The organism is Streptomyces sp. NPDC090741 (assembly GCF_044769045.1).
Classification (GTDB): Bacteria; Actinomycetota; Actinomycetes; order Streptomycetales; family Streptomycetaceae; genus Streptomyces.
Map to the genome: position 1 here is coordinate 13,824 of NZ_JBIVXF010000005.1, position 17,160 is coordinate 30,983.

The following is a 17,160-nucleotide window of genomic DNA, read 5'->3' on the forward strand; positions in this document are numbered from 1 at the left end:
CGAGCCGTTCTGGCCCTCCCGTCAGGATCACGATTTCGACCGGGTGTGTTGCCGCACGGAGAACGCGCCGGCCCTCTAAAGCCTTTCGGGATCCGCCAAGAGAGCTTCCCCGAGGCCTTCGGTCTGCGCGGTACGCGATGACGTACGTACGTCTCCTGCCGGCCACTTCGCGTGAAAGAGCTGACCACTCATGTCTCACACCCGTTCCCTGACCTCTGCCGCCTCCGCCGCGACCGCTGCGACCGTGCCCCTCGCCTATCCGCCCAGTCCCCGCCACCGGCTGCGCGCCGTGGACCGAAGCGAGGTCGCCCGCGTGGTCGACCTCCTGCCGCCCGGCGCCACCTGGCTGCCCGCGCCGCAGCACGCCGTCCCGACGCTGCCGGGCCAGCCGCCGATGGTCGGATACCTGGTCCTCGTACCGGCCGGGTCGGACGATCTGCAGCCGCCGATCGCCTTCGCCCCGCAGTCCGTTCCCCGGCCCGCGGCCCCCGCCCCCGCCCCCGCGACCTCCGCCGGGGACGGGCTCGTCCGTATCGACGCCGCCCAGCGCACCGCCGAGGTCGACGGACGGGTACTCGACCTCACGTACCTGGAGTTCGAGCTGCTGGCCCACCTGGTGGCGCACCCGCACCGCGTGCACAGCCGGGACCAGCTGGTGACCACGGTCTGGGGCTACGGCCACGTCGGCGACGGCCGGACCGTGGACGTCCACGTCGCCCGCCTGCGCCGCAAGCTGGGCGCGGCGCACCGCGGCGCGATCCAGACCGTGCGCCGCGTGGGCTACAAGTACGCGCCCTGAGCAGCAGACGGACGGTGGGCCCGTACTCCTGCACGGAGTACGGGCCCACCACACCACCCTCCGACTAGGCCGCGCGGCGCGCCGCGACCGCCCCCAGCAGCACGTCGATCGCCAGGAACGCGACCAGGCTGATGCCGAGCAGCGGTACGAACCAGCCGACCACGGCGGTCAGGGCGGCGAGCGGGAGCAGCATCGTCAGCGGCACCTTGCGCCAGGCGCCGCGCGGCTGGGCGCGGCCGGCCGACAGGGCGCGGTCCTTGGTGGGACGGCGCAGCCACCACATCCGGTAGCCCCAGAAGACCAGGAGCATCACCGCGACCGCGAGCGCGCCGAGCGCGATCTGGTTGGCGAGGCCGAAGGTCTTGCCCATGTGCAGGTCGATGCCGAAGCGCGTGAGCTGCGCGAGGACGGGGTAGTCGGCGAAGCGCAGTTCGTCCATGATCCGGCCGTCGGCGGGGTCGACGGCGACCGAGTCGAGGTGGACCGGCAGCTGCTTGTCCTGCTCCTTGATCACGTAGCCGTTGCCCTTGGCGGGCAGGGTGACGCGCAGCTCGTGGGTGACCCCGGCGGCGCGGGCGGCGGCCACGGCCTTGTCGATGCCGATGTCCGCGGTGGGCGGCGCCGCGGGCATCTCCATGCCCTCGGTCATGACGTGCCCGGTGTGCCCGGCGTGCTCGTCGGAGCCGGCGCCGGAGCCGGGGGCGAGGGCCGCGGACACCGAGGGGGTGGCGCCGCCGAGTTCGTCCTGGAGCTGCCCGATGTTCTCGCCCGCGTACTTCGACCAGGTCAGGCCGGTGGCGGAGAGCGCGACGAGTCCGGTGACGGCCCAGAGGCCGACGGCCCCGTGCCACGAGAGGGTCTTGCGGCGGCCGGTGGCGGCGCGGTCGGGCAGGACGAGCAGGGCCTTGCGGGAGCGGTGGCGGCCGATCCACAGGGCGAGTCCGCCGAGTGCGACGACCCAGAGCCAGCTCGCGGCGAGCTCGCTGTAGTTCCGGCCGAACTCGCCGAGCTGGAGGCTGGAGTGGAACTCGCTGAGCCAGGCGCGCAGCGGCAGCGCGTCGCCTTCGGTGGTCAGCTGTCCGTTGACGTGGGCCGTGTACGGATCCACGAACACGGTACGGGTCTGGCCCTCCTCCAGCCCCGGCACCTCCATGATCACGCGGGTGGTCGCCTCGGGGTCGGGCGCGGGCCACACGCCCACGACCTTCCCCTCCGGCACGGTGGCCCGGGCGGCCGTGAGCTGGGCGCTGAGCGGCACGGTGCTCTCGCCGACCCCGGTGACGGTCAGTTCATCGGCATAGATGATCTTCTCGGCCTGCCAGGAGGCGGCGTACAGCAGGCCGGTGGCGGCCGCGAGGAAGAGCAGCGGGGCTATCAGGATTCCGGCGTAGAAGTGCATGCGCAGGAGCAGCGGCCGCAGGGCGGCCCAGGCTCCGGGCTTCGAGGATGTGGCGGGTATGGCGGGTATGGCGGGTGTGATGGGTGTGACTGGTGTGGCGGCTTTTGCGGCGGCGTCCGGGGTGCGGACGTCCTGAACCTCGTCAAGGGACATGTGGGTCCTAGGTATTGGCGCGTTGGCGCAGACATGGGTGAACCGGCCCCAGGTCTCGCCCCCTCGCCAATGCAGGAGGTGCGCCGGCCGGTCAGGCGGCGCGGGCAGGACGGCCGGGGGCCGTGGCGCGGGTGTCCCGCCACCCGGGCGGACCGCGGCGCACGAGGGCGTGGGCGGGCACCGCTCCGCGCAGCCCGCGCGGGGGTTCGCACGAGGGCCGGGGCGCGGGCGGCGCCGGTACGGGGGCCACCCGGGCCCGGAGCAGCGCGAACGCGCGGGCGAGCGGCCGGGTCGCCAGCAGCGCGGCGGCACCGAGGACCGGGGCCAGCCGGAACACGGCGGCCTCCCCCCACGCCAGCCAGGCGGCGCAGAACAGACCGGCGAGCACGTGCGCGGCGATCATGCCGAGGCCGCCGTGCCCGGCCATGTCGGCCATCCTGCCCGTCCCGCCCATCCCGCTCATGTCGGCGAGGCCGTGCGCGTCCGCCATGCCGCTCGTTCCGGCCATGCCGTTCATGTCGGCCATCGGGGCCATGTGGTGGTGCCCGGGCATGGGCGTGGCGAGCGGGGCACCCTTCGTGGAGTGGCCGCCGTGCCCCGTCTGACTGCCCGAGAAGACCAGGTGCAGTACCCCCTGCACGGCGAGCAGCGCCGCGCTGATCCCGACGGGCCCGCGGCGGCGCCCGGCGCCGAGCCATGCGAGCCCGCCCGTCACCCCGAAAGCACCCAGAAGGCCTATCAGGGGAATATCTACGCCAGACATGTATGAATGCCCCACAGCACCCAATGCGGTGCACACCGCCGCGAACATCGCGGCCCGTGCGGCGCGCAACGGCGCGGGGGATTCGAACATGGCGGGAACATGCTCGCACGGGCCCCGGCTCCGCCCGCCGGGGGGCCGTATCCGATCATGACCGGATGAATCCATTGCCATGGCCGCCGCCGTCCGTCGGCGCGCTGTACGCGGGCGGGGTCCAGCTCGGCGCGTACGCGCTGGAGCGACGGGGCGCGGCGGAGCGGGAGCGCGTGCTGCGGGGCTGCTCGACGAATGTCGACAATCTCGCCGCCGGCCGCTGGGAAACCCTGCTGAGCAGCGCCTTCGTCGTCGAGGAGCCCATGCCGCTGCCGTACGCGCTGCTGCTCGTCGCGGCCCTCGGGTACGCGGAGTACGCGTACGGGGCCTGGTGGACGGTCGGGGTGTTCCTCTTCGGGCACGCCACGGCAACGCTCCTCGTGTTCGGCTCCCTGCGCGGGACGGCCGACGCGCCGACCCGGCGGGCCCTGGACGTGGGCACCAGCTACGGCTTCAACGCCGTGCTCGGCACGCTGACCTCCGTACTGCCGCGCGGCCCGGTCCGTACGGCCGCCCGGGTGGGGCTGCTGGCGCTCGCCGTACGGCCGGTGCTCAAGCGGGAGCGGACCTTCACGGACGCCGGGCATCTGGCGGCGCTGGGGATCGGGGTCGGGCTCTCGCTCGCCCTCGATTACCTATCCGGGACGAAACATCTGAAAATCGGGTGAATGCACATCATCCGCACCACCCGCACCACCCACTCCGTACGCACACCGCTGGAGCCGCCACGATGACCACGACCACCCCCTCCACCACCGTCGCCAATCTCCGCGACCTCGGCGGCACCCCCCTCTCCGGCGGCCGCACCGTCCGCCCCGGCCTGGTCCTGCGCTCCGGCCAGCTCGACCGCCTCGACGTGGACGCCGACCCGGTCGTGGCCGCGCTGGGCCTGCGTACGGTCATCGACTTCCGCACCGACGCCGAGCGCGCCGCCCACCCGGACCGGATACCGCAGGGCGTCCGCCTCCTGGTCGGCGACGTCCTCGCCGACAAGCTGAGCTCCGGGAAGATCCCGGCCGCCACGCAGCTCAAGGACCTGCTGTCCGACCCGGCGATGGCGGAGGAGCACCTGGGCGGCGGCAAGGTGCAGGCACTGTTCGCCGACACCTACCGGTCCTTCGTGTCCACCGCTTCCGCGCAGGCCGCGTACCGGACCCTGCTCACCGAGCTCGCGGACCCGCAGGCCGGCCCGCTGCTGTTCCACTGCACCGCCGGCAAGGACCGTACGGGCTGGGGCGCGACCGTCGTCCTGTCGCTGCTCGGCGCGGACGACGAGACCCTGATGGCCGAGTACCTCTCGGTCAATCCGGCGGTCAAGCAGGCGTTCGCACCGATGATCGAGGGCTTCACCGTCGCCGGCGGCAACCCGGACATCGCGCTGGGCCTGATCGGGGTGTTCCCCGAGTACCTGGAGGCGGCGCTCGAAGAGGTCGGCACGCGCTACGGCTCGATGGAGAAGTACGTGCGCGAGGGTCTCGGCGTCCCCGACGAGGCGGTCGAGGCGCTCCGCGCCCGCCTCACGGCGTGACGGTCCCACCCGGACCCGACCCGGACCCGACCCGGACCTGACTCGGGTCCGACCCGGATCCGACCCGAACGTGCGACCTGGGGACGGGTGACCATCCGACGATTCGCTCGTTCTGCTGAACGTGACTGCGCCGGACACCGCCACCCGCCACCCGTCTCCCGTGCCGCCCGACGTCGAGCTGGCCGAGGCCGCCATCGTCGAGCACTACCCGCGGCTGGTGCGGCTCGCCTATCTGGTGCTGCCGCCCGCCCTCGGCCGCAACCGGCGGGTGCTCACCGCCCATTCGCTGGCCCAGCGGGCGCTCCCGCGGGGGCGGCGCGGTGCCGGTGCGGAAGCCGCCGCCGCAGCCGTACAGGGCGGGGTCCCGGGCCAGCGCGGGACCCCGGGCGCCGATTCGGGGTACGCGTACGTGCGGCTGAGGGTGCTGCGCGCCGCCCTGGAGGCCGGGATTGCGCTGACCTTCCGGGCGCTGCCCCGGCGGGCGCAACTGCCTCCGCTGCTCCCCCAGGTGTGGGGGCTGCGGCTGTTCCCCCGGTCCGGCGGGGCCGAGGAGCTGGCCCTGGACCAGTGGCTGGCCACGCTCGACGGGCCCGGCCGGGCGGCCTGCGTACTGCGCGCCCTGGAGCGGCTGCCGGAGCCGGAGGTGCTCCGGGTGCTCGCCGAGGCCGGGGTCGCGAACCCCGCCGCCGCCGTCGCGGAATCGGGGGATCCGGCCAACGACGCCCTGTTCGCGTCCCCCGAGTTCGACCCGTGCGTACTCCAGGCGCGCCCCACCGACCTGCTGCGCCGGCGCCGGTTCTCGCGGGCCGCGCTGGCCGCCGCGGCCGCCCTCGCCGTGTGCGGGGCGCTGCTCGCGCTGCCCGGCGGCGGCTGGGGCGCGGACGGGGCCGCGGCCCCGCCGTACGCCCTCAACGCGGCGGCGGAGCAGGCCCTGGATCCGGGCAAGCTGGTCCGGGTCGCGCCCACCGCCTGGCGTACGTCCTCCCGTACGGGCTTCTCCACCTGGCCCGCCCGCGGCGACCGCACCGACGACGCCGAACTGCTGCGCCGGGCGCTGGCCGTGTGGGCCCGGCCCGGTCCGACGGTGGTCGCCTCGGCCACCCCCGGCACCCCGCCCGGTCCGCCGATGGGCCCGCCGCAGCTGCTGTTCGCGGGCACCGTCGACCAGGCGGTCGTGGTCCTGCTGTACGACGGACTGCGCGTGGTCCGGTACGCCGAACCCCGCACCGGGACCTCGGTCGCCGCCCTCGACTTCGCCCGGACCGACGCCGCCTCGGCGGAGTCCGCGACCGCGCTGGTGCTGAGCCGGGTCGACGGCAACGTCCGCTACCTGACCGCGCCGTGGGTCACCGGCGCGGGGCTGCGGGACCTGCTCAAGCCCGGTGAGGCCCCGGCGACGCTGAAGCTGGGCCAGGACGGGATCACCCCACCGGTGGCGAGCCCGGCCCCGGCGGGCAACTGCACCGGCTGGAACGCCCTGGCCCTGACCGGCGGCGGCGCCACCCGGCTGATCACCGACCTCGGCGAGCTGACCCCGGCCCGGCTGACCTCGGGCGCGCCGGGTGCGGAGCGCGACGTGGCGGAGGGGGCGGAGCTCGGCGACTGGTCACGGATCGCGTGCCTGCTGCCGTCGGTCCGCTCGCACGGCGTCCGCAGCGTCAACGCCTGGACGTACGCGAAGCAGCCGCTGCCCGAGGGCGACGGCACGGCGACCTGGCTGTGCACCCGGGCCGAGACCTGGGCGGGTACGGAGGACCGGGTGCAGGCGCAGTTCCTGGCTCCGGGCGCGCCGCTGGCGGCGCAGGCGGCGAAGGCGGAGGGCTCCCCGGCGTGCGGGGCGCGGGAGCCGCGGGTGCTGGCGGGCGTGCTGTGGAAGTCGAAGGCCGGCCAGTGGTACGTGCTGGCGGCGGGCAGTGCGCAGTTCGCCTCGCTGTCGGTGTCGGGCGGCGGGGTGAACGGGTCGGGGAACGGCAACCGGCTGGCGGTGAAGGCACCGGCGGGCGCGCAGGTGGAGCTGGCGGGCAAGCTGACGGACGGTACGAAGGCGGGGGTGCTCCGGTAGCCCCACCAGGACGTGGGTGAATCTTCAACCGTCAGGAACGGTCGGGGAGTTGGCGGAATCCGGACATGACTGCCACCGGGCACACATGGCATGATCGGATTCCGGTTACCTCTCGGTAACCCGCCCACACCCCTCACGTACTGAAGGTTCCCCCACGTGCGCATGCTCGCCCGACGGCTCCTGCTCCCCGGCCTGACCACACTCGCGCTCACCGCCACCGGCTGCTCCTCCACTCCCCACACCGGCGCCGCAGACGCGGCCGCCCCCGCCACCCTCGCGCCCTCGGGCGACGGCACGTCGCAGCAGCTCGACGTCGCCGCTGCGCCGCAGGGGACGCCGACACCGGCGGCCGTGGCCCGCGCCGGCGGGAAGGGCAGGACGGAGCAGTCGTCGCTGAAGGTCGCCTCGTACGACCAGGCGACCGGACGGGCCGTCATAGCCAAGGCCCCGCAGGGGCCCGCCCCGTCCTCCTCGCCGAGCAAGAAGCCGGAGCCGGGCAAGACCCCCGGCACGGGCAAGTCCCCGGAGCCGGGCAAGTCCCCCGAGACCGACAAGCCCGTCGCGGTCGGCGACGTCATCGCCAGCGCGCCGGCGCCCGGCGCCCCCAACGGCCTGCTGGCCAAGGTCACCGAGGTCGTCGGGAAGACCGACCGCGGCACCGAGGTCAAGACCGCCTCCACGACGCTGGCCTCCGTCCTGAACGACGACAAGGCCGACGGCAAGGTCCCCGTCGACCCGTCCTCGGTCACCGTCGAGCCCCTGATGAAGGGCGTCACCTTCTCCTGGGCCAAGACCGGGGGCGTGAAGTTCGGCCCCGAGGGCGCGAAGCTGCCCCTGGGCAACCTGCGGCTCGACGTGAACGCCGCCGTGGACACCGCCCCGGACGCCCCCGCCTCGGCCGGCGCCTCGGTCTCCGGCTTCGTCCAGCTCGCCCCCCAGGTGGAGTTCTCGTACGACGGCAGCGCGGGCGGCGGCTCCGGGCCGCACGGCGCCTTCCTCGGCATGAGCGGCGACTGGTCCTCGCAGTGGAAGCTCCAGGGCCGCGCCGCCGCGAGCACCGGAGCGCCCAAGCGGATCCCGTTCGCCAAGCTGCACAGCGCTCCGGTCATCCAGGTCGGCCCGGTGCCGGTCGTGGTCAACCTCGACCTGACCTGCTACGTCCAGGTGGAGGCCGACGGCCACGTGACCCTCGACGTCCAGCAGGACGTCAAGGGCGACTTCAAGGTCGGCGGCAGCTACGCCCTGGGCAAGGGCTGGACGCCGGTCAGCCAGTCCAACGTCAAGAGCACGCCGGTCACCGCGACCGTCACCGCCTCCGGCAAGGTCAAGGGCGCGCTCGGCGCCGAGGCCTCCGTCGGCCTGTACGGGGCCGTCGGCGTCAGCGCGGACTTCGCCCCGTACCTGCGCGGCGAGGCCGAAGCCAAGGCGAGCGCGTCCAGCGACGGCAAGACCTCCCTCAGCGGCGACTGGGCGCTGTACGGCGGCTTCGACCTGAGCGGGAACCTGCACCTCCAGCTCTCCCTGTTCGGCACGCCGCTCTTCGAGCGCAAGATCCCGCTGGGCGCCCTCAACCGCGAGTGGGCACTCGCGAGCGGGCACGCCGGGCGGTAACCCGGATCCTGGAGTCCCCCGGGCGCGGCATGCCCGCCCGGGGGACTTCTGCATGCCCGGGGGTCCTCGGGCCGGAACTTGATGGCCGCAGAGGGGTTTTCCTCTCCCCTACCCCTCAGTACATTGACACCATGTCTAATACGCCGCACGCGCCCGCCCCCGTGGCGGCGGAACACATGGAGCTCAAGGCCCGGAACGTGTCCTTCGGCTGGGAGGACACCCCGCTCCACTGGCTGCCCGGAGACCCGTTCGCCACGCACACCATCAACGTGCTGCACCTGCTGCTGCCCGCGGGCGAGCGCTGGTTCGTGCACGTCTACAAGCAGGTGCTCCCGTACATCAAGGACGAGCAACTGCGTGCGGACGTCGTCGGGTTCATCGGCCAGGAGGCCATGCACGCCGCCGCCCACGACGACGTGCTCCCCCATCTGAAGCGGCTGGGCCTGGACCCGACCCCCTACACGGCGCAGGTGGACTGGCTCTTCGAGAAGCTGCTCGGCGACCGGACGCTGCCCCCCGGCAAGGCCCGCCACTGGTGGCTCATGGAGCGGGTCGCGCTGATCGCGGCGATCGAGCACTACACGGCGTTCCTGGGGAACTGGGTCCTCAACGCCGACGAATTGGACCGCCGGGGCGCGGACCCCGTGATGCTGGACCTGCTGCGCTGGCACGGCGCGGAGGAGGTGGAGCACCGCTCGGTGGCCTTCGACCTCTTCATGCACGTGGACGGCGGCTACCACCGGCGGGCCCGGACCTGGGCCACCGCGTTCACGGCGCTCGTCTTCCTGTGGCAGCGGGGCGCCCGCTTCTTCATGGAGAACGACCCGGAGCTGACCGCCGCCAAGGCCTCCCTCGGCCAGTTCTTCCGGGCGGGCCGGCAGGGCACGCTGCCCTCGGCGGGCGCGATGCTCAAGTCGATCCCGACGTACCTCTCCCGTACGTACCACCCCTCCCAGGAGGGATCGACGGCCCAGGCCGTGGCCTACCTGGCCTCCTCCCCCGGCGCGAACGGCGGTGCCACGGCATGAGCCGCGCCCTGAAGCTGGCGGCGGTGGCCGGCGCGGCGCTGCTGGCCCGGCGCGCCCTGCGGGGGCGCATCGCCCGCTCCCCGCTGTGGCCCCTGCCGGCGCTGGAGACCCCGATCTCGGGCCACTCCCCGCGCCGTTGGCTGCCCGCCCTGATCGTGTCCCGTACGGAGCCCGCGGACGGGGTCCTGATGCTGACCCTCGAATCGGCGGAGCTCCCGCCGTGGAGCCCGGGCGCGCACGTGGACGTACAGCTCCCCTCGGGCCTGGTCCGCCAGTACAGCCTCTGCGGCGACCCGGCGGACGCGGGCCGCTACACGATCGCGATCCGGCTGGTCGAGGACGGCCGCGGCGGCTCCCGCGAGGCGCACGCCCAGCTGCTGGAAGGAGCGGAACTCCCCGTACGCCCGCCCCGCAACCGCTTCGCGCTGGAGCCGTCCTCCTCGTACCTCTTCGTGGCGGGAGGAATCGGCATCACGCCCGTCCTCCCGATGCTGGGGGCGGCCACCGCGGCGGGCGCGGACTGGACCCTCCTCTACGGCGGCCGCAGCCGCGCCTCCATGCCGTTCCTCGCCGAACTGGAGTCGTACGGCTCCCGGGTCACCCTCACCCCGCAGGACGAGGCGGGCCTCCCCGACCTGGCCGCACTCGCCGCGGCGGGCCCCGACACCCTGGTCTACTGCTGCGGCCCGGCCCCCCTGATGGCGGCGGTCGAAGCGGCAGCCCCGCCCGGCACCCCGGTCCACCTGGAGCGCTTCACCGCGACCCCCGCGACCGGCGCCTCCCACCCCTTCACGGTCGAACTCCACCGCTCGGGCCGCACGATCGAGGTCGCGGCGGAGGAATCCACCCTGGCCGCGGTCCGCCGGGAGCTCCCCGACACCCCGTACTCCTGCGGACAGGGCTTCTGCGGCACCTGCCAACACCGCGTCCTCGCAGGCCGGGTCGACCACCGCGACACCCTCCTCACGGACCGGGAGCGCGCGGACTCGATGCTCCTGTGCGTCTCCCGCGCCCAGGGCGATCACCTGGTCCTCGACCTCTGAGCGTTGCCGCAGGCCCAGTAGGGTGTGGCGCATGACTACCGGGACGCGGCGCAGGATGGGTGTCGAGGAGCGGCGGCAGCAGCTGATCGGGGTGGCCCTGGAGCTGTTCAGCCTCAGGTCGCCCGACGACGTGTCGATCGACGAGATCGCGGCGGCCGCGGGGATATCGCGGCCGCTCGTCTACCACTACTTCCCTGGCAAGTTGAGCCTGTACGAGGCCGCACTGCGGCGGGCCGCCGACGAGCTCGCCCAGCGGTTCGTGGAGCCTCGGGAGGGGCCGCTCGGGGCGCGTCTGCTGCGCGTCATGGGCCGGTTCTTCGCGTTCGTCGACGACCACGGGCCCGGTTTCTCGGCGCTGATGCGCGGCGGCCCGGCCGTCGGGAGCAACCGGACCAACGCGATGATCGACGACGTCCGGCAGGCCGCGTACGAGCAGATCGTCACGCACATCGGCATCGAGAACCCGCCCGCGCGGCTGGAGCTCGTGGTGCGGTCCTGGGTGTCGCTCGCGGAGTCCACCGCGCTGATCTGGCTGGAGGGGCGGAAGATCCCGCGGGCCGAGCTGGAGCTGCAGCTCGTGCACGACTTCGCCGCGCTGGCCGCCGTGAGCGCCGCGTACGACGCGGAGATGGCCGCCATCCTCGGCCGGATCCTCGCGGACGAGCCGGCCGACGGGCCGTTCGGGGAGCTGGTGGGGCGGCTCGTGGGACTGGTGCCCCCGAGCGTGGAGCCCGCCGTTCCCAACTCTCGGTGATCATCCGCGTGATAATGCGCCCGTGATCATTAATGACGGGATCTTGTTCCGGCGTGCCGCGGAGAAGGACGCCGCCACGTTGGTGGCCCTGTACGACCAGGCCGCCCGGTGGATGCGCAAGCACGGGATCGACCAGTGGAAGCCCGGGGACAAGGACGCCGCGCACTTCCTGGCGAAGATGCGCGAGGGCGAGGTGTGGCTCGCCGGGGACGCCGACGGGCGGATCATCGGCGGGTACGAGCTGTGGTGGTCCGACGAGGAGGCCTGGGGCGTGCAGCCGCCGGTCGCCGGCTACGTGCACCGGCTGATGGTGGACCGCGAGAGCGCGCCCGCGGCGGCCGGACGGCGGATGCTCGAACATGCCGAGCGCCGGATCGCCGGTTCCGGGCTGCCGCGGGCGCGGCTGGACTGCGTCTCCACCAACCCCCGGCTGCTCGCGTACTACCGGGGTGCGGGCTACCGGGTGGTCGGGGAGTTCCCCCACAAGGAGGACAAGGCCGGTCGCGTGTACGGGGTGATCCTGCTGGAGAAGCGGCTCGATCAGCTCACCGTCGTGTGAAGACCGCGACCGTGCGGGGCGGGGTCGTGAACTCTCCCGTCCTCGCGTCGTACGCCGCCTGCTTGACCGCGGGGTCGGAGCCGGCCGCCTGGACCGGGTGCAGGGCGTATGCGGTGCCCGCGAGGGCCGGGATGCGCTGGGCCCGGGCGGCGGGGGTGGCGTTGAAGACCACCACCAGGTCCCCGAGGGTCATCGTGATCACTCCCGGGGTCTCGTCCGTGCCGGAGAGCGGGAAGGCCAGCGCCGCCTGGACCGCCTCGGGCGTGGTGAGGGCGAAGGCCGGTTCCGTCGTACGGATCCGCAGCAGGTCGCGGTAGGCGGCGGATGCGCCCGTGATCTCGGCGCAGCCCGCTGCCTTGGCGCCGGCCAGCAGCGGCTTCGCATAGAGCCACTTGGCGCCGTTGTCGGCGGCCGGGGGCAGACCGCGCCCGAAGCCGTTGCCCTCGCGGCAGTCCCAGGGGATGGCGTTGAACCAGTCGCCGCTGTCGTACGAGTTGCGGTCCAGCGACTTCGAGCGGAGCAGGTCCGTACCCGCCTGGGACAGCGAGGGGCCCTGCGAGAGGGTGCCGACGGCCATCGCCAGGACCTGCATCCGGGCCTGGTCCGCGGCCGAAGTGCCCTGCGGCAGCTTGTACGCCAGGGCGTCGGCCAGGGTCTCGTTGTCGTGGGCGTCCGCGTACGCCAGGGCGTCGCCGGGAGCCGCCGCGTACCCGGCCGGGGAGCCGTTGTAGTCGACCTCGGATCCCTTGGTGTGCCGCCCCGCGCTGTCGGTGAAGGCGTACGAGGCGAGGTTGCCGGACAGTCCGACCTTGATCAGGTCCTGGGCGTGCAGCAGTCGCGCCCGCTGCTGGTCCGCGGTGCCGTTCGCGGGCGAGGCGTTCGGGGCCGTGAACAGGCCGGAGGCGAAGCCCTGGACGCGCGGGTCCTCGTCGAAGGGGCCGCCGCCGCGGACCGCGTCGCGCGAGCGGTCCGAGAAGGTGGCGATGCCGGTGCCGGCCATGTTCTTCTGCGTGGCCTGGACGAAGCGGGCGTCGTCCGCGACCTCGCCGAAGTTCCAGCCCTCCCCGTACAGGATGATCTTCTTGCCGTCGACGCCGTCCTTGGCGACGGTCAGCGCGTCGAGGGCCTGGCGGACGGCCAGGATGTTCGCCTTCGGGTGGTGGCCCATCAGGTCGAAGCGGAAGCCGTCGACCTTGTACTCCTTCGCCCAGGTGACGATCGAGTCCACGACGAGCCGGCCCATCATGGCGTTCTCGGGAGCCGTGTTGGCGCAGCAGGTGGAGTTGGCGACCGAGCCGTCCGCCAGCAGCCGCTGGTAGTAGCCCGGCACGATGCGGTCGAGGACCGACTTGTCGGACTGGCCGGACGCCACGGTGTGGTTGTAGACCACGTCCATGACGGTCCGCAGGCCGGCGCCGTTCAGCGACTGGACCATCCTGCGGAACTCGACCGTACGGGCCGTGCCGTTCGGGTCGCTCGCGTACGAGCCTTCCGGGACGGTGTAGTGCAGCGGGTCGTAGCCCCAGTTGTACGCGTCCTTCGCGGCGGCGGCGGCCACGCAGGCCTGCTGCTCGGGCGAGTCCGGCGCGTACACCTTCAGGTCGCAGGCGGGTTCGGTGCGGTCGGAGGCCTTCTCCGGGATCGTGCCGATGTCGAAGGCGGGCAGGAGGTGGACGTACGAGGCGCCGGACGCGGCCAGCGCGCGCAGGTGCTGCATGCCCGCCGAGCCGGTGTCCGTGAAGGCCAGGTACTGGCCGGGGTGGGTGCTCGTACGGTCCGCGACCGAGAAGTCGCGGATGTGGAGCTCCTGGATCTGCGCCGAGGTGAAGGGGACGGGCGCGGGCTTGTGCAGGGCGCGCCAGCCGGGCGGGGCCAGCTTCGGGTCGGCCAGGTCGACGGCCAGGCTGTACGTGGAATCCGTGGTCAGGGCGGTGGAGTACGGGTCGGTGACGAGGTTGCGGACCATCTGGCGGGTGCTCGGGGCCCACACCGTCACGTCGTAGCGGTAGGGCTTGCCGGTCCAGCCGCGCTCGCCGCGCACCGACCAGACGCCGGTGGTGTCGTCGCGGCGCATGGGGACGGTGCGGCCGTCGAGTTCGAGGGCGACCTGACGGGCGGTGGGGGCCCAGACGGAGAGGGTGGGGCGGCCGTCCTTGAAGACCGGGCCGAGGGCCGCGGTGTTCGCGTACAGGTCGTCGAGTACGCCGGCGAGCTGGACGCCGGTCGCGGCGAGTACGGCGCCATTGGCGGCGCGGGCGCTCGCGACGAGCTGGCCGCGCAGGGCCTCGCGTACGCGGTCGCGGTCGCGGGGGTCGACGGAGTAGGCGGAGTACGTCGCGAGGTGCGGGAACTTCTGCTTCTGGGCGGGGGTGAGTTCGGTCCTGGCCAGGCGCAGCCACGCGGCGCCGTCCGCGTGCAGGACGCCGTCCCCGGCGGTGACGGTGCCTTCGCGGGAGGCGAGGAGCTGGACGGAGGCGGCGGCTGCGGGGGCGTTCCAGGCGAGGGTGGAGCGGTCGATCCAGACGGCCTCGGACTTGGTGAGGTCGAGGGCGGCGGAGGAGCCGGCGGGCTGCGGCAGGAGGTACGGGGCCCGGCCGCCCAGCATCCAGACCTCGTGGCCGGTGGCCTTCAGATCGAGGGACTGGTCGGAGGGGAGGTCCTTCTCGTCGCCCTTGTGGAGGATGTAGCTGAGGCTGGTGGCGCCGGCCGCGAGCGGGACCTCGTACACGGCGCCGTAGGAGTCGGTGCGGGTGGGCGGCAGCGGCTTCGACCAGTCGGTCGGGGTCGCGGCGCCGGTCCAGACGTGCAGGCCCCAGCCGTCGTAGGCGCCGTCGGCACGCTGGTAGTGGAGGACGGCCTTGGCCTGGTCCTGGGGCGGGTAGGCGGGGCGGTCGGTGGTGGCCGCCTCCTTGCCCTGCTCCAGCCAGACCTCCCCGCTCCTCGTCACGTCGAGGGTGCGGTCGGTGGCGACGTCCTTGTTGCCGTCCTTGTCGATGACGAGGTAGCCGAGGGAGGAGGCGCCTGGCTTGAGGCGGACGTACGCGAAGGCCCCGTACGCGTCGCGGCCGGTGAAGTCGTGCCCGGCGGGCCAGGGCGTGGCTTCGCCGTCCGCGAGGTCGCCCCAGGCGTAGAGCCGCCAGTTGGTGTAGTCGCCGTCGGGGCGGCGGTAGTGGACGACGGCGTAGTCGCGCTGGGTGGCGGTGGGGACCGGGATGGGCGGGGCCTGGCCGGCGACGGACTCGGCGAGGGCGCTCGCGGTGCGGCCGCAGGAGTCGACGGCGACGGCTTTGTAGCGGAGGGCGGTGCCGGCCGGGGCCGTGACGTGCTGGGTGACCTTGTACGGGGCGTGGTCGGCGGAGCCGAGGACCTGCCATTTCCCGGTGCCGGTCTGGGCGGCGAAGACGACCCGGTTCAGGCCGCCGCCGGTGACGTCGGCGGAGAGCTCGACGGCGCCGGTGGCTGCCGCCGGGGCTTTGAGGGTGATACCCGGAGCCGTGGCGGGTGTGGCGAGCGGCGCGAGCGCGCGCAGTACGACGGAACCGAGGGCCGGGACGACCACGCGGATACCGGCTGCCGTGGCCTGTGACGAACCCGAACCACCGTACAGGGCACGGAATTCGGTACCTGCCGCGCTGCCGACCGGCATGTCGATGGTGACCGGCTCGGGAGCGTTGTTCACCGCGACCGCGTACTCGGCCTTGGAGCGGGCGTCGGTGCGCGTGAACGCGTAGACCGAGTCGTGGGCGAGGCGCTCGGTCTGCACGCCGTCCCGCAGGGCCGGGTGGTCCTTCGTCAGCTTCGAGAGAGCACTGATCTGCTTGTAGAGCGGGTGTCCCGGATCGTAGGCATCGCTCGCGTGTGTGCGCACCGTTCCGAGCTGGTCGTCGTCCAGGTAGTCGGCGACCCGCGTGCCGAACAGCGGCTGCCGGGCGTCCTTGTCGCCGCCCGCGCCCGTGAAGCCCTGCTCGTCGCCGGAGTAGACCACCGGGTTGCCCCGGGAGAAGAACATCAGCTCGTTGGCGAGCCGGTACCGGTCCAGCAGCTCCTGCTCCCCCGCCCCCGGCCGGTCCTGCTTCAGGAAGCTCCCGAAGCGGCCCATGTCGTGGTTGCCGAGGAAGGTGACCTGCTCGTACGCGTTCGCCTTGTCCGTGGTGTACCGGTAGTCGTCGGCCAGTACGGAGCCCAGCCGCGAGGCCCCCGCGCCCTGGGAGGCGTACGCGCGGATCGCGTCCTGGAGCGGGAAGTCGAGGGTGGCGTCGAGGCGGCCCTGCGTGACGTACGGGGAGGTGACGGCGGTGTCGGCGGAGTAGACCTCGCCGAACATGAAGAAGTTCTTCCGGCCATGCTGGGCGGCGTACTTGTCGAGGGCGGTGGCCCACTGCGTCCAGAACCCGGTGTCGACGTGCTTGACCGTGTCGATGCGGAAGCCGTCGATCGAGAAGTCCTTGACCCACTTCTCGTAGATCTTCTCCATCCCGCTGACGACCTCGGGCCGCTCGGTCCACAGGTCGTCGAGGCCGAAGAAGTCACCCTGGCCGGAGGATTCCCCGGCGAAGGTGGAATCGCCCCGGTTGTGGTACATCGTCGGGTCGTTGAGCCAGGCGGGAGCCTTCAGGTTCTTCTTCGCGTCGGGCACGAAGGGGGTCCGCGGGAAGGACTCGGCATCGACCCGCGGGAACTTCCGCTTCCCGTCCGCGTAGTCGGAGTCCTCGAACGGCACCCCGTCCTTCGTCAGATAGGGGAAGGCCCCCTTCGACAGGTAGGAGTACGACTGCTCCCGGTAGTCCACGACATCGGCGGTGTGGTTGGTGATGACGTCGAAGAAGACCTTCATCCCCTTCGCGTGCGCCTTGTCGATCAGCCGCTCCAGGTCGGCGTTGGTGCCGAAGTGCGGGTCGACCTGCGTGAAGTCGGTGATCCAGTACCCGTGGTACCCGGCGGAGACGTCGGCCCCCTTCCCCTGCACCGGCTGGTTCTTGAAGATCGGCGCCATCCAGATGGCGGTGGTCCCGAGCCCCTTGATGTAGTCGAGCCGGTCGGTCAGCCCCTTGAGGTCGCCGCCCTGGTAGAAGCCCTTGTCCGTCGGGTCCAGCCCGGTCTCCAGCCGGCTGCCCGTCAGGCCGCCGGTGTCGTTGCGCGGATCGCCGTTCGCGAACCGGTCCGGGAGGACGAAGTAGAACTGCTCCCGGGTCAGGTCGTGCCGCGCGGGCTCGGCGGCCAGTTTCGCGTCCGACGGCGGGGCGGGCGGCGCGGCGGCCGTGGCCGGGAGGGCGGGCAGGAGCGTCACGGCCAGGGCGGCGGCGAGCACTCCTGCGGCGGGGCGTATCAAGGCGGGTCTCCTTGGTTACGTGTCGCGTGGATGAGGGCCGCC

General features: G+C 73.1%; 12 protein-coding genes. 9 read left to right on the top strand and 3 right to left on the bottom strand.

All coding sequences use genetic code 11. The annotated features are described in order from the left end of the window. Positions 1-190: 190 nt before the first annotated feature. On the top strand, positions 191-799 hold the full coding sequence (locus ACIQU4_RS14845; RefSeq protein WP_403729697.1) for a winged helix-turn-helix domain-containing protein: 609 nt from the start codon (positions 191-193) through the stop codon (positions 797-799). 64 nt (positions 800-863) lie between these two features. Here ACIQU4_RS14845 and ACIQU4_RS14850 read toward each other — a convergent pair whose 3' ends face one another. Further along, the gene (locus tag ACIQU4_RS14850; protein WP_403729700.1) at positions 864-2,351 is read right to left on the bottom strand and encodes a PepSY-associated TM helix domain-containing protein; all 1,488 of its coding nucleotides are present in this window, start codon (positions 2,349-2,351) and stop codon (positions 864-866) included. Between the two features lie 91 nt (positions 2,352-2,442). Further along, positions 2,443-3,066 carry a hypothetical protein gene (locus ACIQU4_RS14855; RefSeq protein ID WP_403729703.1) on the bottom strand — a complete coding sequence of 208 codons (624 nt, stop codon included), beginning with the start codon at positions 3,064-3,066 and terminating at the stop codon, positions 2,443-2,445. Positions 3,067-3,269: 203 nt separating this feature from the next. Between ACIQU4_RS14855 and ACIQU4_RS14860 the strand changes: the two genes are divergently transcribed. The 8 genes from ACIQU4_RS14860 (at position 3,270) to ACIQU4_RS14895 (ending at position 11,789) form a co-directional block, all read left to right on the top strand. Beyond that, positions 3,270-3,872, top strand: a complete 603-nt coding sequence (locus ACIQU4_RS14860; RefSeq protein WP_403729706.1) for a rhomboid-like protein — start codon at positions 3,270-3,272, stop codon at positions 3,870-3,872. A gap of 62 nt (positions 3,873-3,934) precedes the next feature. Next, positions 3,935-4,732, top strand: a complete 798-nt coding sequence (locus ACIQU4_RS14865; RefSeq protein WP_403729708.1) for a tyrosine-protein phosphatase — start codon at positions 3,935-3,937, stop codon at positions 4,730-4,732. A gap of 121 nt (positions 4,733-4,853) precedes the next feature. After that, a complete protein-coding gene (locus ACIQU4_RS14870; RefSeq protein ID WP_403729710.1) occupies positions 4,854-6,794 on the top strand; it encodes a hypothetical protein in 1,941 nt (646 codons plus the stop codon). A gap of 156 nt (positions 6,795-6,950) precedes the next feature. Continuing rightward, positions 6,951-8,405, top strand: a complete 1,455-nt coding sequence (locus tag ACIQU4_RS14875) for a hypothetical protein (RefSeq protein ID WP_403729712.1) — start codon at positions 6,951-6,953, stop codon at positions 8,403-8,405. Positions 8,406-8,536: 131 nt separating this feature from the next. Continuing rightward, positions 8,537-9,433, top strand: coding sequence for a metal-dependent hydrolase (locus ACIQU4_RS14880; protein ID WP_403729714.1), 897 nt, complete (start codon positions 8,537-8,539; stop codon positions 9,431-9,433). Beyond that, on the top strand, positions 9,430-10,476 hold the full coding sequence (locus ACIQU4_RS14885) for a PDR/VanB family oxidoreductase (RefSeq protein WP_403729717.1): 1,047 nt from the start codon (positions 9,430-9,432) through the stop codon (positions 10,474-10,476). Before ACIQU4_RS14880 ends, ACIQU4_RS14885 begins: the two co-directional genes overlap by 4 nt. A 31-nt stretch (positions 10,477-10,507) precedes the next feature. Then, complete coding sequence (locus ACIQU4_RS14890) at positions 10,508-11,230, top strand: TetR/AcrR family transcriptional regulator (protein ID WP_403729720.1); 723 nt, start codon at positions 10,508-10,510, stop codon at positions 11,228-11,230. Positions 11,231-11,252: 22 nt separating this feature from the next. Further along, complete coding sequence (locus ACIQU4_RS14895) at positions 11,253-11,789, top strand: GNAT family N-acetyltransferase (protein WP_403729723.1); 537 nt, start codon at positions 11,253-11,255, stop codon at positions 11,787-11,789. Here the strand turns inward: ACIQU4_RS14895 and pulA are convergent. Continuing rightward, positions 11,776-17,118, bottom strand: coding sequence for a pullulanase-type alpha-1,6-glucosidase (gene pulA / locus ACIQU4_RS14900; RefSeq protein WP_403729725.1), 5,343 nt, complete (start codon positions 17,116-17,118; stop codon positions 11,776-11,778). The genes ACIQU4_RS14895 and pulA overlap by 14 nt on opposite strands. Between the last annotated feature and the right edge of the window lie 42 nt (positions 17,119-17,160).